This is a genomic window from Streptomyces sp. DSM 40868 (genome assembly GCF_011820545.1).
Classification (GTDB): domain Bacteria; phylum Actinomycetota; class Actinomycetes; order Streptomycetales; family Streptomycetaceae; genus Streptomyces; species Streptomyces eurythermus.
In genome coordinates this window covers 2,101,980-2,118,292 of sequence record NZ_CP050504.1, presented here as the reverse complement: position 1 = coordinate 2,118,292, position 16,313 = coordinate 2,101,980, and the positions used below count along the sequence as shown (strand labels likewise).

11 protein-coding genes are annotated in these 16,313 nt (G+C 70.3%); 6 read left to right on the top strand and 5 right to left on the bottom strand.

Annotation, left to right across the window (positions count from 1 at the left end; all coding sequences use genetic code 11):
* Positions 1–31: 31 nt before the first annotated feature.
* The 3 genes from glpK to HB370_RS09495 form a co-directional block, all read right to left on the bottom strand.
* Entirely contained in the window at positions 32–1,573 is a 1,542-nt protein-coding gene (gene glpK, locus HB370_RS09505) for a glycerol kinase GlpK (protein WP_030781382.1), read from the bottom strand.
* Between the two features lie 79 nt (positions 1,574–1,652).
* Positions 1,653–2,447: an MIP/aquaporin family protein gene (locus HB370_RS09500; protein WP_030781379.1), complete on the bottom strand. Its 795-nt coding sequence runs from the start codon at positions 2,445–2,447 to the stop codon at positions 1,653–1,655.
* Positions 2,448–2,831: 384 nt separating this feature from the next.
* A complete protein-coding gene (locus HB370_RS09495; protein ID WP_030781376.1) occupies positions 2,832–3,596 on the bottom strand; it encodes an IclR family transcriptional regulator in 765 nt (254 codons plus the stop codon).
* A 275-nt stretch (positions 3,597–3,871) separates the two neighbouring features.
* Here HB370_RS09495 and metH point away from each other — a divergent pair, with 275 nt between their 5' ends.
* The 4 genes from metH to HB370_RS09475 all read left to right on the top strand — a co-directional run bounded on the left by metH (position 3,872) and on the right by HB370_RS09475 (position 11,854).
* Positions 3,872–7,387, top strand: coding sequence for a methionine synthase (gene metH, locus HB370_RS09490; RefSeq protein WP_030781374.1), 3,516 nt, complete (start codon positions 3,872–3,874; stop codon positions 7,385–7,387).
* A gap of 112 nt (positions 7,388–7,499) precedes the next feature.
* The gene (locus HB370_RS09485) at positions 7,500–8,201 is read left to right on the top strand and encodes an HAD family phosphatase (RefSeq protein ID WP_030781372.1); all 702 of its coding nucleotides are present in this window, start codon (positions 7,500–7,502) and stop codon (positions 8,199–8,201) included.
* Between the two features lie 367 nt (positions 8,202–8,568).
* On the top strand, positions 8,569–10,173 hold the full coding sequence (locus HB370_RS09480; RefSeq protein WP_030781370.1) for an ABC transporter substrate-binding protein: 1,605 nt from the start codon (positions 8,569–8,571) through the stop codon (positions 10,171–10,173).
* Positions 10,174–10,270: 97 nt separating this feature from the next.
* Positions 10,271–11,854 carry an ABC transporter substrate-binding protein gene (locus HB370_RS09475; protein ID WP_030781367.1) on the top strand — a complete coding sequence of 528 codons (1,584 nt, stop codon included), beginning with the start codon at positions 10,271–10,273 and terminating at the stop codon, positions 11,852–11,854.
* Positions 11,855–11,936: 82 nt separating this feature from the next.
* Here HB370_RS09475 and HB370_RS09470 read toward each other — a convergent pair whose 3' ends face one another.
* Together HB370_RS09470 and HB370_RS09465 are read right to left on the bottom strand one after the other, a co-directional pair.
* A complete protein-coding gene (locus tag HB370_RS09470; RefSeq protein WP_030781365.1) occupies positions 11,937–12,608 on the bottom strand; it encodes a response regulator transcription factor in 672 nt (223 codons plus the stop codon).
* A 53-nt stretch (positions 12,609–12,661) separates the two neighbouring features.
* Complete coding sequence (locus tag HB370_RS09465) at positions 12,662–13,600, bottom strand: RecB family exonuclease (protein ID WP_078637499.1); 939 nt, start codon at positions 13,598–13,600, stop codon at positions 12,662–12,664.
* A 198-nt stretch (positions 13,601–13,798) separates the two neighbouring features.
* On the opposite strand from HB370_RS09465, the gene HB370_RS09460 reads away from it, so the two are divergent.
* The gene (locus HB370_RS09460; protein ID WP_030781362.1) at positions 13,799–15,346 is read left to right on the top strand and encodes a site-2 protease family protein; all 1,548 of its coding nucleotides are present in this window, start codon (positions 13,799–13,801) and stop codon (positions 15,344–15,346) included.
* Positions 15,347–15,398: 52 nt separating this feature from the next.
* The gene (locus tag HB370_RS09455) at positions 15,399–16,301 is read left to right on the top strand and encodes a tRNA (adenine-N1)-methyltransferase (protein WP_014671696.1); all 903 of its coding nucleotides are present in this window, start codon (positions 15,399–15,401) and stop codon (positions 16,299–16,301) included.
* Positions 16,302–16,313 lie beyond the last annotated feature (12 nt).

Here is a 16,313-nt window from a genome sequence, read left to right as displayed (position 1 = left end):
TCGTCAGAGCTGACTGAGCCGGTTGAACCGCTCAGCTCTCGTCGTCGTCGAGCCAGCCCATGGTCCGGTCGACGGCCTTGAGCCAGTTCTTGTACTCACGGGCGCGGGTCTCCGCGTCCATGCGGGGGGTCCACTCGGCGGCCCGGCGCCAGTTGGCGCGCAGGTCGTCGGTGCTGGACCAGAAGCCGACGGCGAGACCGGCGGCGTAGGCGGCGCCGAGGCAGGTGGTCTCGGCGACCATCGGGCGCACCACCGGCGCGTCCAGGACGTCGGCCAGGGTCTGCATCAGCAGGTTGTTGGCGGTCATGCCGCCGTCCACCTTGAGGGTCACCAGCTCGTCGCCGGAGTCCTTCACCATGGCGTCGGCGATCTCCCGCGTCTGCCAGGCGGTGGCCTCGAGGACGGCGCGCGCGAGGTGCGCCTTGGTCACGTACCGGGTCAGGCCGGCGATCACCCCGCGCGCGTCGGAGCGCCAGTGCGGGGCGAACAGGCCGGAGAAGGCCGGCACGAAGTAGGCGCCGCCGTTGTCCTCGACCGAGAGCGCGAGCGTCTCGATCTCGGCGGCGGTGGAGATCAGGCCCATCTGGTCGCGCATCCACTGCACCAGCGAGCCGGTGACGGCGATCGAGCCCTCCAGGGCGTACACGGTCGGCTGGTCGCCGATCTTGTAGCCGACGGTGGTGAGCAGACCGGCGTAGGAGTTGATGATCTTCTCGCCGGTGTTCATCACCATGAAGGTGCCGGTGCCGTAGGTGGACTTGGTCTCGCCCTCGGAGAAACAGCACTGGCCGAAAAGGGCCGCCTGCTGGTCGCCGAGCGCGGAGGCGACCGGGATGCCGCCGAGCAGTTCGCCCAGCCGGCCGCCGCTGATCTCGCCGTAGACCTCGGCGGAGGAGCGGATCTCGGGCAGGATCTGCTCCGGCACGCCGATGGACTCGCAGATCTTGTCGTCCCACCGCATCGTGTGCAGGTTCATCAGCAGGGTGCGCGAGGCGTTGGTGACGTCGGTGACGTGCCGGCCGCCGTTCACACCGCCGGTCAGGTTCCAGATGACCCAGGTGTCCATGGTGCCGAAGAGGATGTCGCCGGCCTCGGCGCGCTCGCGCAGGCCCTCGACGTTGTCGAGCAGCCAGCGGGCCTTGGGCCCGGCGAAGTACGACGCGAGCGGCAGGCCGGTCTCCCGGCGGAAGCGGTCCTGGCCGACGTTGCGGCCCAGCTCCCGGCACAGGGCGTCGGTGCGGGTGTCCTGCCAGACGATGGCGTTGTGGACGGGCTCACCGGTGTTCTTGTCCCACAGCACGGTGGTCTCGCGCTGGTTGGTGATGCCGATGGCCTTGATGTCGTCCCGGGTGATGCCGGCCTTGGCCACGGCACCGGCGACGACCTCCTGGACGTTGGTCCAGATCTCGTTGGCGTCGTGCTCGACCCAGCCGGGCTTGGGGAAGATCTGCTCGTGCTCCTTCTGGTCGACGGCGACGATGCGGCCGTCCCGGTCGAAGACGATGCAGCGGGAGGAGGTTGTGCCCTGGTCGATCGCCGCGATGAAGGGGCCTGCGGTGTGGGCGTCGGTCACTGTGTGCTCCTGGAAGTCCGTGGTGTTGGGGCTGTGCGTGCGGCGTGCGCGCGAAGTCTCGGTGCTCTCCGCAAGCTTCCTAGGCGAAGGCGAGGTTGTAGATGCCCGCCGCGATCGCGCCGCCGGCCAGCGGACCGACCACCGGGATCCAGGCGTAGGACCAGTCGGAACCGCCCTTGTTGGGCAGCGGCAGCAGGGCGTGCACGATGCGCGGGCCGAGGTCGCGGGCCGGGTTGATCGCGTAGCCCGTCGGACCGCCCAGCGACAGACCGATGGACACCACCACGAGCGCGGTGATCAGACCGCCGAGGACGCCGAGGCCGTTGCCCTGGTCGTTCAGGCCCTGGGTGAGGACGGCGAGGATCAGCACGACGGTGCCGATGATCTCCGTGGCGAGGTTCTGCGCCACGTTCCGGATCTCCGGACCGGTGGAGAAGATGCCGAGGACCGGGCCGGCGCCCTTCTCCTGGGCCTCGACGGCCTTGGCCGAGGTGGCCTGCGCGCCGGGGCCGCCGACGATCTCCTTGTCCGTCAGGTGGGCGAGGAACTGGCCGTAGTAGGCGACCCACACCAGGGCGGCGCCGATGACGGCACCCAGCAGCTGACCGGCGAAGTAGGTCGGAACGTTGCTCCAGTCGCCGTCCTTGATGGCCAGGGCGACGGTGAGGGCCGGGTTGAGGTGCGCGCCGGACAGCGGCCCGGAGATGTACGCGGCCGTCATGACGGCGAAGCCCCACCCGAAGGCGATGGCGAGCCAGCCGGCGTTGCGGGCCTTGGAGGCCTTCAGCGTGACGGCGGCACAGACACCGCCGCCGAGCAGGATGAGTATGGCGGTACCGATGGTCTCGCCGATGAAGATGTCGGAGCTGGACACCCGCGACTCCTTTGTCCTTCGTCCAGGGGTAGCCGAACCCCGGGTCCCTCCGGTGGTTCTGGCGCCCTCGTGGGTGAGAGCGATGCCGGCCCTTGGCGTTGTCACACTCTAGCGCGTATTGCCGGTAGGTGTTCGACAATGCCGACCGATGGACGGGAGTCTTGTTCGGCGTTACCCGTGCGTCAAGGGTTCTGTTATCGGAAACAGGATCGTTATTGATCGCTGCGGGTTATCGAGCTTCGCGCATGGACGTACGATATAGAACTTTTTGTCCGTTTCAGGGTAGATCGACAGCCGGAACGTCGCCCGACGTCCCGGCTGTTCGCGTATGCGTGCGCCTCGCGCGCGGGGCCTGCCCCGGCCCGCCTCAGAACCGCCCGGCGCTCAGAACCGGCCGGCGCCCAGGTCCCGGGACACCGCGCGGGCGCAGTCCCGCACCGCCGCGATCAGCTCCGGGCGCAGCTCGCCCTCCCGGCACAGCCGCTCCACCGCTCCCGTGATGCCGACCGCGCCCACCGGCATGCGGCGCCGGTCGTGAATGGGCGCGGCGATCGACGCCACGCCCTCCCAGGTCTCCTCCACGTCGGCCGCGTAGCCCCGCGCGCGCGTGAGGTCGAGGATGTGCTCGAAACCGGCGGCGTCGCAGACCGTGCGGTCGGTGAAGGGCTTGCGGTCGGCCTCCAGCGCCTCGCTGTGCGCCACCGGGTCGTACGCCGAGAGCACCTTGCCCAGCGCCGTGGAGTGCAGCGGCTGCATGGCCCCGATCTCCAGCACCTGCCGACTGTCGTCGGGCCGGAAGACGTGGTGCACGATCAGCACCCCCTGCTGGTGCAGCACCCCCAGGTACACGCTCTCCCCGCTGGAGCGGGCCAGGTCGTCCGCCCACACCAGGGCCCGCGCGCGCAGCTCGTGCACGTCCAGATAGGTGGTGCCCAGGCGCAGCAGCTCCGCGCCCAGCTGGTAGCGGCCGGAGGCGTCGTCCTGCTCCACGAACCCCTCCTGCTGGAGGGTGCGCAGGATGCCGTGGGCGGTGCCCTTGGCGAGACCCAGCGACGAGGCGATGTCCGACAGCCCCAGCCGCCGTTCGCCGCCCGCGAGCAGCCGCAGCATCGCCGCCGCCCGTTCGAGCGACTGGATGTTCCGTGCCATCGCCGTCCTGCCTCCGTCCCCTTCGACTGCGTAGCGCGCAGTCACCGTTCGGCAATGCCGAACACTACCGGTCCATGCCGACCTCCCGCTAATGGTCGGACGCCACCTGTTACATCACACGAGATCCATGCGTGACATTCAGGCCACTCACGTCCGTCTCGTGGACGTGGTGCCCATCCAAGCCGACTCCCGGTTACCCTGACGCCGTGCGGCAAGCCCCGCCCGTCCGGGGAAGCCGCATAGCCGACAGCCGTCGCATCCCAGGGAGCCCTTACATGGCCTCGTCGCCAACGTCCCCTTCCGCCGACAGCCGGGCCCGTGTGTCCGCGCTCCGCGAGGCGCTCGCCACCCGTGTGGTGGTCGCCGACGGAGCCATGGGCACGATGCTCCAGGCCCAGGAGCCCAGCCTCGAGGACTTCGAGAACCTCGAAGGCTGCAACGAGATCCTCAACCTGACCCGCCCCGACATCGTCCGCTCCGTCCACGAGGCGTACTTCGCCGTCGGCGTGGACTGCGTGGAGACGAACACGTTCGGCGCCAACCACTCCGCGCTCGGCGAGTACGACATCTCCCACCGGGTCCACGAGCTCTCGCAGGCCGGCGCCCGGGTGGCCCGGGAGACCGCGGACGAGTTCACCGCGCGGGACGGCCGGCCGCGCTGGGTGCTGGGCTCCATGGGCCCGGGCACCAAGCTGCCCACCCTGGGCCACGCCCCCTACGCCACCCTGCGCGACGCCTACCAGCGCAACGCCGAGGGCCTGCTCACCGGCGGCGCCGACGCCCTGCTGGTGGAGACCACCCAGGACCTGCTCCAGACCAAGGCCGCCGTCCTCGGCGCCCGGCGCGGCATCGAGGCCCTGGGCCTGGACGTGCCGGTGATCGTGTCGGTGACGGTCGAGACCACCGGCACCATGCTGCTGGGCTCGGAGATCGGCGCGGCGCTGACCGCGCTGGAACCGCTGGGCATCGACATGATCGGCCTGAACTGCGCCACCGGCCCGGCCGAGATGAGCGAGCACCTGCGCTACCTCGCCCGGAACGCCCGCATCCCGCTGTCCTGCATGCCCAACGCGGGCCTGCCGGTCCTCGGCAAGGACGGCGCCCACTACCCGCTGACCGCGCCGGAGCTGGCCGACGCCCAGGAGACCTTCGTCCGCGAGTACGGCCTGTCGCTGGTCGGCGGCTGCTGCGGCACCACGCCCGAGCACCTGCGCCAGGTCGTGGAGCGGGTCCGGGGCGTCACCCCGCCCGAGCGCGACCCCCGCCCCGAACCGGGCGCCGCCTCCCTCTACCAGTCCGTCCCCTTCCGGCAGGACACCTCCTACCTGGCCATCGGCGAGCGGACGAACGCCAACGGATCGAAGAAGTTCCGCGAGGCGATGCTGGAGGGCCGCTGGGACGACTGCGTGGAGATGGCCCGGGAGCAGATCCGCGAGGGCGCGCACATGCTCGACCTGTGCGTGGACTACGTCGGCCGGGACGGCGTCGCGGACATGGAGGAACTGGCGGGCCGTTTCGCCACCGCCTCCACGCTGCCCATCGTGCTGGACTCCACCGAGGTCGACGTGATCCGGGCGGGCCTGGAGAAGCTCGGCGGCCGCGCGGTGATCAACTCGGTGAACTACGAGGACGGCGACGGTCCCGATTCCCGGTTCACGCAGGTCACCCGGCTGGCCCGGGAGCACGGCGCGGCGCTGATCGCGCTGACCATCGACGAGGAGGGCCAGGCCCGCACCCCGGAGAAGAAGGTCGAGATCGCGGAGCGGCTCATCGCGGACCTCACCGGGAACTGGGGCATCCGCGAGGAGGACATCCTCATCGACACCCTGACCTTCACCATCTGCACCGGTCAGGAGGAGTCCCGCAAGGACGGCATCGCCACGATCGAGGCGATCCGCGAGCTGAAGCGGCGCCACCCCGCGGTGCAGACCACGCTGGGGCTGTCGAACATCTCCTTCGGCCTGAACCCGGCCGCGCGGATCCTGCTGAACTCGGTGTTCCTGGACGAGTGCGTCAAGGCGGGTCTGGACTCGGCGATCGTGCACGCCAGCAAGATCCTGCCGATCGCCCGGTTCAGCGAGGAAGAGGTCACCACCGCCCTCGACCTGATCTACGACCGCCGCAGCGAGGGCTACGACCCGCTGCAGAAGCTCATGCAGCTCTTCGAGGGCGCCACCGCGAAGTCGCTGAAGGCGGGCAAGGCCGAGGAACTGGCCGCGCTGCCGCTGGAGGAACGGCTCAAGCGGCGGATCATCGACGGTGAGCGCAACGGCCTGGAGGCCGACCTCGACGCGGCCCTCCAGGACCGTCCGGCGCTGGACATCGTCAACGACACCCTGCTGGACGGGATGAAGGTCGTCGGCGAACTGTTCGGCTCCGGACAGATGCAGCTGCCGTTCGTGCTCCAGTCGGCCGAGGTGATGAAGACCGCGGTGGCCTACCTGGAACCGCACATGGAGAAGTCGGACGCCGAGGGCAAGGGCACCATCGTGCTGGCGACCGTGCGCGGCGACGTGCACGACATCGGCAAGAACCTGGTCGACATCATCCTGTCCAACAACGGCTACACCGTGGTCAACCTCGGCATCAAGCAGCCGGTCTCCGCGATCCTGGAGGCCGCCGAGGAACACCGCGCGGACGTGATCGGCATGTCCGGACTGCTGGTGAAGTCCACCGTGATCATGAAGGAGAACCTGGAGGAGCTCAACCAGCGCGGCCTGGCCGCCCGCTTCCCCGTCATCCTCGGCGGTGCCGCCCTCACCCGCGCCTACGTCGAACAGGACCTGCACGAGATCTACGAGGGCGAGGTCCGCTACGCCCGCGACGCCTTCGAGGGCCTGCACCTGATGGACGCCCTGATCGGCGTCAAGCGCGGCGTCCCCGGCGCCAAACTCCCCGAACTGCGCCAGCGCCGGGTCCGCGCCACGGCCACCGTGCAGGCGGAGGAGAAGCCGGAGCAGGGCGCCGTCCGCTCCGACGTCGCCACCGACAACCCCGTGCCCGCCCCGCCGTTCTGGGACACCCGGATCGTCAAGGGCATCCCCCTCAAGGATTACGCGAGCTGGCTGGACGAGGGCGCGCTGTTCAAGGGCCAGTGGGGGCTGAAGCAGGCCCGCACCGGCGAGGGCCCCACCTACGAGGAACTCGTCGAGAGCGAGGGCCGGCCCAGGCTGCGCGGCCTGCTGGACCGCCTCCAGACCGACAACCTCCTCGAAGCCGCGGTGGTCTACGGCTACTTCCCGTGCGTGTCCAAGGACGACGACCTGATCATCCTGGACGAGCACGGCAACGAACGCACCCGCTTCACCTTCCCCCGCCAGCGCCGGGGCCGGCGGCTGTGCCTGGCCGACTTCTTCCGCCCCCAGGAATCGGGCGAGACCGACGTCGTCGGCTTCCAGGTCGTCACCGTCGGCTCACGCATCGGCGAGGAGACCGCGAAGCTGTTCGAGGCCAACGCCTACCGCGACTACCTCGAACTGCACGGCCTGTCGGTACAGCTGGCCGAGGCGCTCGCCGAGTACTGGCACGCCCGGGTACGCGCCGAACTCGGCTTCGGCGGCGAGGACCCGGCCGACATCGAGGACATGTTCGCCCTGAAGTACCGGGGCGCCCGGTTCTCCCTCGGCTACGGCGCCTGCCCCGACCTGGAGGACCGCGCCAAGATCGCCGACCTGCTCCGCCCGGAACGCATCGGCGTCCACCTGTCCGAGGAGTTCCAGCTCCACCCCGAACAGTCCACCGACGCCATCGTGATCCACCACCCCGAAGCCAAGTACTTCAACGCACGGTGACGCACATCTCACTCGGCACACTGATCGGATAAGTCGTACACTGGTCGGTCCACCACAGGCCGGTTCCCCACCGGGGAGCCGGCCTGGTCGTCCCTCAAGGAGGTGCGCCCGGATGACCAGCACGGTCCCCGCGCTAGGAACCCGTACGGCCGAAGGCTCCGCCCTGCAAGCGGTGCTGCTGGACATGGACGGCACCCTGGTGGACTCCGAAGGCTTCTGGTGGGACGTCGAGGTCGAGGTCTTCGCCTCCCTCGGACACACCCTGGACGAGACCTGGCGCCATGTCGTGGTCGGCGGCCCCATGGCCCGCAGCGCCGGCTTCCTCATCGAGGCCACCGGCGCCGACATCGGTCTCCCCGAACTCACCGTGCTGCTCAACGAGGGCTTCGAGAGCCGGATCGACAGCGGACTGCCGCTGATGCCCGGCGCCGCCCGGCTGCTCGCCGAACTGCACGCGCAGGAGATCCCCACCGCCCTGGTCTCCGCCTCCCACCGGCGCATCATCGACCGTGTGCTGTCCGTGCTGGGCCCGCAGCACTTCACCCTGTCCATCGCGGGCGACGAGGTCTCCCGCACCAAGCCCTTCCCGGACCCCTATCTGCTCGCCGCCGCCGGACTCGGCGCCGACCCGGCCCGGTGCGCCGTGATCGAGGACACTGCCACCGGGGTCGCCGCGGCCGAGGCCGCTGGCTGCCGCGTGGTCGCCGTCCCCTCCGTCGCCCCCATCGGCCCGGCCCTGGGACGCACCGTCGTCTCCTCCCTGGAGGAAGTCGACCTGGCGTTTCTGCGGGGCATGATGACGGAAACGCACTAGCCGTTCAGAGCCGGCCGTACGGCCGAATTCCACCGGCCGGAATCACGGCCCCCGGTGTGATGTTCGCCACGCGCGGGGGTCCCGACAACGTTGCCGACACCTGCCGGCCGGCCCCTGGGGGCCGGTTCGGACGTGCCCTTGTGTCCCGATTGATGGGAAGCTGCACTAATCCTGCCGCTGTCGGGTTTTCGGTGTGTCCGCGACCGGTTCCCCTGCGTGATGGCGAGTCAACTCACGCGGCCGTGAACCCCCCTGCGGGTGCGGACTAATCTCATCGCGAGAACATCGCCGAGAACCCCCGTGATCCCCAAGCACCACCCCCGCATGCCGGATGCACGGACCCGAACAGCTCTGGAGAAACTCCCGCATGAACCGCAAGACTTTGGTGCTGCCGGCGGTGGCCGGCCTGCTCACCCCGGTTCTCGCCGCGTGCGGCGGATCCGACAGCGGGAGCACGAGCGGTGACGCCATCGTCGTCGGTACCACGGACCGGTTCACGGCCACCAAGGCAGCCCCAGCGCCCCTCGACCCGGCCTACGCCTACGACGTCGGCACGTGGAACATCCTGCGCCAGTCCGTGCAGACCCTGATGGCGCAGCCCAAGGGCGAGGGCGAGCCCGTCCCGGACGCCGCCGAGAGCTGCTCCTTCACCGACAGCGGCAGCGAGCGCTACGCCTGCAAGCTGCGCGAGGGCCTGAAGTTCGCCGGCGGCGACCCGGTGACCGCCGAGGACGTCAAGTACTCCATCGAGCGCGTGCTGCGCATCAACTCCGACAGCGGTGTGTCCGCCCTGCTGAACACCATCGACACGATCGAGACGCAGGGCGACCGTGACGTCGTCTTCCACCTGAAGACCGCCGACGCCACCTTCCCGTACAAGCTGTCCACCCCGGTCGCGGGCATCGTCAACCCGAAGGACTACCCGAAGGACAAGCTCCGCGAGGGCTTCGACATCGACGGCTCCGGCCCCTACACCTTCAAGGCCGACGTCGACGACGACGCCATCACCACGGCCACCTTCACCAAGAACCCTTCCTACAAGGGCAATGTGACGGTGAACAACGACAAGGTCGAACTGCGCTCCTTCACCGACGCCGACGCCATGGGCGAAGCGATCGACAAGGGCGACATCGACGTCATGACCCGCACCATGTCGCCCGCGCAGATCCAGAAGCTGGACACCGGTGACGACGAGAAGGTCGACCTGGTCGACATGCCCGGCCTGGAAATCCGCTACCTGGCCTTCAACACCAACGCCACCAGCGTCAAGGACAAGGCCGTACGCCAGGCCATGGCCCAGGTCGTCAACCGCGGCGAACTGGTCTCCAAGGTCTACGGCACCCAGGCCGAGCCCCTGTACTCGCTGGTCCCGGCCACCGTCACCGGCCACTCCAACTCGTTCTTCAACCAGTACGGCAACCCCAGCGCCGACAAGGCCAAGTCCCTGCTCGCCAAGGCCGGCGTCACCACCCCGGTGAAGCTCACCCTGCACTACACGACCGACCACTACGGCTCGGCCACCAAGCAGGAGTTCGAGATCCTGCAGAAGCAGCTCAACGACAGCGGCCTGTTCGACGTCACCATCCAGGGCCACCCCTGGTCGACCTTCCGGCCCGCCGAGCAGAAGGGCGAGTACGACGTCTACGGCATGGGCTGGTTCCCCGACTTCCCGGACGCCGACAACTTCCTCGCGCCCTTCCTGGACAAGGACAACTTCCTCGGCTCGCCGTACAACAACAGCACCATCCAGCGCTCGCTGATCCCGCAGTCCCGCCGCGAGGCCGACCGGCTCGGCGCGGCCAAGAGCCTGACCGAGATCCAGGACGCCGTCGCCGAGGACGTCCCCGTCCTGCCGCTGTGGCAGGGCAAGCAGTACGTCGCCGCCCGCGACGACATCACGGGCACGGCCTACGCCCTCAACTCCTCCTCCACGCTCCAGCTGTGGGAGCTCGGCCGCGGCGTGAGCGGCTGACGGCTCCCGGACCCGGGGCCGCGCACGGTGCGGCCCCCGGTGCCCGGGTCCAGGGATGGCGGACCCGGGCTGACGAACCGACGACAAGGCACTTCGAGTGAACCTGCGCAACCAGTGGCCGGTCCTGCCCCTCGCGGCGGTGCTGGCCTCCGGCCTGTTGACCGGCTGCGGATCCGAGTCCGGTGACTCCGGGGGCACCGGCTCCTCCGTGGTGATGGGGATGTCCGACGACGTCCTCGCCACGGACCCGGCGGCCGGCTACGACCCCGGCTCCTGGCTGTTGTTCAACAACGTCTTCCAGTCGCTGCTCAGCTTCCCCAAGGGCTCGACCGAACCCCAGCCCGAACTGGCGAAGCAGTGCGGCTTCACCGACACCCGGGCCATGGTCTACAAGTGCGAACTGAAGGACGGCCTGAAGTTCAGCAACGGTGACGACCTCACCTCCGAGGACGTGAAGTTCACCTTCGACCGCATGCTGAAGATCGCCGACCCGGCCGGTCCCGCCCTGATGTTCCCGATGCTCGACAAGGTCGAGACACCGGACGCCAAGACCGCCGTCTTCCACCTGAAGGTGCCCGACGCCACCTTCCCCAGCAAGATCGCCTCCGGCGCCGGCTCCATCGTGGACCACCGCCAGTACGACGCGAACGCCCTGCGCACCGACCACCAGGCGATCGGTTCCGGCCCCTACAAACTGGACTCCTTCGACAAGGACCAGGCCGTCTTCTCCGTCAACGGCAACTACAAGGGCAGCGCCAAGCCGAACAACTCCGGCGTCACCCTGAAGTTCTTCCACGGCGACCGCACAGCGCTGAAGGAAGCCCTCCTCGACGGCGACATCGACATCGCCTACCGAGGCCTGACCGCCACTGACATCACCCAGCTCGACCAGCAGGACGACAGCAAGGGCATCGACGTCATCGAGGGCACCAGCGCCGAGGTCCAGCACCTGGTCTTCAACATGAAGGACCCGGTGGCCGGCAAGCTCGGCGTCCGCAAGGCCATGGCCTACCTCATCGACCGCGACGCCCTGATCAAGGACGTCTACCAGGGCACCGCCACCCCGCTGTACTCGATCGTCCCGGCCGGTGTCGCGGGCCACAACACCGCCTTCTTCGACACCTACGGCGCCCGGCCCTCCCAGGCCAAGGCCGCCGCCGCGCTGCGCGCCGACGACATCACCGGCAAGGTGAAGCTCACCCTGTGGTCCACGCCGTCCCGCTACGGCCCCGCCACCGACGAGGAGCTCAAGGCCATCGCCGAACAGCTCAACGCCAGCGGCCTGTTCGACGCCGACGTCAAGTCCGTCGCCTTCGACCAGTACGAGAAGGACATCGCCGCCGGCAAGTACGGCGTCTACGTGAAGGGCTGGGTCCCGGACTACCCGGACGCCGACAACTTCACCGCCCCCTTCTTCGGCAAGGGCAACGTCCTGAACAACCACTACGACAACCGCACCATCACCGGCACCCTGCTCCCCGGCACCGCCGCGCAGAGCGACCGCGCGGCCACCGACAAGGACTTCGGCAGGCTCCAGAACATCGTCGCCGACGAACTGCCCGTGCTGCCGGTCTGGCAGGCCAAGCAGTACGCGGTCGTCCGCGACGGCGTGTACGGCCTGGAGTACTGCCTCGACTCCTCCACTGTGTTCCGCTTCTGGGAACTCAGCAAGAGCAGCTGACACCGGACACGCCGAAGGGCGCCCCGCTCCACAAGGAGAGGGGCGCCCTTCGCCGTCGTCACACACCGTGCCCGGCGGACGCCTACTGGGCGCCGGGACGCACCAGCCCGCTCTCGTACGCGTACACCGCCGCCTGCACCCGGTCCCTGAGCCCCAGCTTGGTCAGCACATGGCCCACATGCGTCTTCACCGTCGTCTCGCTGACGAACAGATCCGCCGCGATCTCCGCGTTGGACAACCCGCGCGCCACCAGCTTCAGCACCTCCACCTCACGGTCCGTGAGCGTGTGCAGGGTGTCCGGCACCGGCTCCTCACCGGACGGCAGATGCGTGGCGTACTTGTCCAGCAGCCGCCGGGTGATGCTCGGCGCGAGCATCGCCTCGCCGTTCGCCACCACCCGGATCGCCTGCACCAGCTCGTTGGCGGGCGCGTCCTTCAGCAGAAAGCCGCTCGCCCCGGCGCGCAGCGCCTCCACCACGTACTCGTCCAGGTCGAAGGTGGTCAGCACCAGCACCTTGGCCGGGCCGTCCCGGCCGGGACCGGTGATCTGCCGGGTGGCCTCCACACCGTCCATCCGCGGCATCCGGATGTCCATGAGCACCACATCCGGTTGCAGTGCTCGTACCTGGTCGAGGGCCTGGAGACCGTCACCGGCCTCGCCGACGACCGCGAGGTCCTGCTCGGCCTCCAGGATCATCCGGAAACCCGTACGCAGCAGGGGCTGGTCGTCGACCAGTAGGACACGGATGGCCACGTGACACTCCTTCGCTAGTCCGGCCCCATTCTGCCCTGCCCCCGTTTCCCGCCTCACCCCGCCCGCGACCCGGGCGCCCGGACCGGCAGCGGATAGGGCGGGGGAGTGCCGCCGAACTCCGGACAGTGCGCCCGGTGGTCGCACCAGCCGCACAGCTTGGTCGGCCGGGGCCGCCAGTCCCCGCTCTCCGTGGCCTGCCTGATGGCCTCCCACAGCGCGTGCAACCTGCGCTCCACCCGCTCCAGATCGGCCGGGACCGGGTCGTACGTCAGCACGTCCCCGCTGCCCAGGTACACCAGCTGGAGCCGGCGCGGCACGACGCCCTTCAGCCGCCAGACGACCAGGGCGTAGAACTTCATCTGGAAGAGCGCGCCCTCGGCGTACTCCGGGCGCGGGGCCTTGCCCGTCTTGTAGTCGACGATCCGCACCTCGCCGGTCGGCGCCACGTCCACCCGGTCGATGATCCCGCGCAGCCGCAGCCCCGAGTCCAGCTCGGTCTCCACGAACAGCTCCCGTTCGGCCGGCTCCAGCCGCGTGGGGTCCTCCAGCGTGAACCAGCGCTCCACCAGCCGCTCCGCCTCGGCGAGCCAGCCGGCCAGCCGCTCGCCCTCCGGATCGTCGGCGAACAGCTCGGTCAGCTCGGGACGGCTCTCCCGCAGCCGGTCCCACTGCCCCGGGATCAGCGCCTTCGCCCGGGGCGCGGTCCGCTCCCCGGCGGGCGCGTCGAACAGCCGCTCCAGCACGGCGTGCACCAGCGTGCCCCGGGTCGCCGCCTCGCTCGGCTTCTCCGGCAGCCGGTCGATCACCCGGAACCGGTACAGCAGCGGACACTGCATGAAGTCACCGGCCCGGGACGGCGACAGCGAGACCGGCGCGAGGGCGCCGCGCTCGCCGGCGGCCCGCTCCGGGCCACCGCCCGCGGCCGGGCCGGTCCCCGTCCCGGCCGCGTCGGTCGCGTCCGGCGTCACTGCCTCGTCGATGCTGCTGTCCATGCCCCAGACCATACGGCCCGGCACCGACAGTGCCCCAGTCGCGGCCGCGCACCGCCCCGGCCGCCGCCCGCGTCACCGGCGTCCGCCAGGCGAACACCAGGGGTGCCGGGGCGGAACGCGCCGCCACGGGCGCATACCATCGACCAGAGACCCTTCCGACCAGGCAGGTGCGGAAGACGCTTCGAACGAGGGGACACCGTGGACGTGAGCGGCGGGAGCGGGCAGCCACGGTCCGGCGACGACAGGCCGGCCAAGGACGCCGCGGACCCTACGGCCCCGGCGACCGGACCCACCGACCACCGCGGCCCCGGGCCCCGGGGGAACACGTCCGAGGAGGACTCCGCCCCGGCACCCCGGGCGAACGCCAACCCCGCCGAAGACGACCCCGAGGGCACCCCCACCGGCCCGGAACAGCCCACCACCGAAGGCCCCGCGGCCACCCCCTCCGGCGCGGAGCGGCCCGCAGCCCACGCCCCGGCCGAACCGGACCGGCACGCCCCCACCTCCACCCCCACCCCCGGCCAGCACCACTCCTTCGCGCACTCCGGTATCGCCAAGGGGCGGCCGCCCGGCCCGCGGCCCAAGGAACCCGGACCCGGTGGCGGCATCCTCATGGGCCGCCCCTTCGGCGTGCCCGTCTACGTCGCGCCGAGCTGGTTCCTCGTCGCCGCCCTGATCACCTGGGTCTTCGGCGGACAGCTCGACCGCGTGCTGCCCGAACTCGGCGCCGCCCGCTACCTGGTCTCCCTCTTCTTCGCGGTCGCCTTCTACGCCTCCGTCCTGGTCCACGAGCTGGCCCACACGGTCGCCGCGATCCGCTTCAAGCTCCCGGTACGCCGCATCCAGCTCCAGTTCTTCGGCGGCGTCTCGGAGATCGAGAAGGAGGCCGAGACCCCCGGCCGGGAGTTCGTGCTCGCCTTCGTCGGCCCGCTGCTCTCCCTGGTGCTGGCCGGCCTGTTCTACCTCGCCATGAAACCGGTCGAGCCCGGCACCGTACCGGGCGTCCTGCTGGCCGGACTGATGATCTCCAACCTCATCGTGGCGATCTTCAACTTCCTCCCGGGCCTGCCCCTGGACGGCGGCCGCATGCTCCGCGCCGTCGTCTGGAAGATCACCGGCAAGCCGATGAGCGGCACCGTCGCCGCCGCCTGGGTGGGCCGCGCCCTCGCCGTCTCCGTCCTGATCGGCCTGCCGCTGCTGAACTCCTCCGGCGTCCTCGGCGACGGCGGGGAGGACGTCGGCGGCATGGACACCGTCACCGACGCCCTGCTCGCCGCCATCCTCGCCGCGATCATCTGGACCGGCGCCGGCAACAGCCTGCGCATGGCCCGGCTGCGCGAACACCTCCCCGAACTGCGCGCCCGCACCCTCACCCGGCGGGCCGTGCCGGTCGAGAACGACACCCCCCTCTCCGAGGCGCTGCGCCGCGCCAACGCCGCCGGTGCCCGCGCCCTGGTCGTGGTCGACGCCGACGGCACCCCGATGTCCCTCGTCCGCGAGGCCGCCATCGTCGGCGTACCCGAACACCGCCGCCCCTGGGTGGCCGTCAGCGGCCTCGCCCAGGAGCTCACCGACGGCATGCGGGTCTCCGCCGAGCTGGCCGGGGAGGACCTCCTGGACGTGCTGCGCGCCACCCCCGCCACCGAATACCTGGTCGTCGAGGAGACCGGCGAGATCTACGGCGTCCTGTCGGCGGCGGACGTCGAGCGGGCCTTCGTCAGGGCGATGGCCCGGCCGGCGTCGTAACGCCCCCCGGACGACGGTCAAGCCCCCCGCGGGAACCCGGTAGGCTGGTCACATGTCCGAACCGACCGGTGCCGCCCGCAGGCGCGGGCCCTTCAAGGTCGGGGACCAGGTACAGCTGACCGACCCCAAGGGCCGCCACTACACGTTCACGCTCGAAGCCGGAAAGAACTTCCACACCCACAAGGGTTCCTTCCCGCACGACGAACTGATCGGCGCTCCCGAGGGCAGCGTTGTCCGGACCACCGGCAACGTGGCCTACCTCGCGCTGCGCCCCCTGCTCCCCGACTACGTCCTCTCCATGCCCCGCGGGGCAGCCGTCGTCTACCCGAAGGACGCGGGGCAGATCCTCGCCTTCGCCGACATCTTCCCCGGCGCCCGCGTCGTGGAGGCCGGCGTCGGCTCCGGTTCGCTCAGCAGCTTCCTGCTGCGCGCCATCGGCGACCAGGGCATGCTGCACTCCTACGAGCGCCGCGAGGACTTCGCCGACATCGCCCGGCAGAACGTCGAGCGCTACTTCGGCGGCCCGCACCCCGCCTGGCAGCTCACCGTCGGCGACCTCCAGGACAACCTGTCCGACACCGACGTGGACCGCGTCATCCTCGACATGCTCGCCCCCTGGGAGTGCCTGGAGGCCGTCTCCAAGGCGCTCGTCCCCGGCGGCATCCTGTGCTGCTACGTGGCCACCACCACCCAGCTCGCCCGGACCGTGGAGTCCATCCGGGAGATCGGCTGCTTCAACGAGCCGACCGCCTGGGAGACCATGATCCGCAACTGGCACATCGAGGGCCTGGCCGTCCGCCCGGACCACCGGATGATCGGCCACACCGGCTTCCTGCTCACCGCCCGCCGCCTCGCGGACGGCGTCGAGCCGCCCATGCGCCGCCGCCGCCCCGCCAAGGGCGCCTACGGCGAGGACTACGCCGGCCCCAACGCCGACGGCGGCGCCGGCCGCTGACCGGCCCGCACC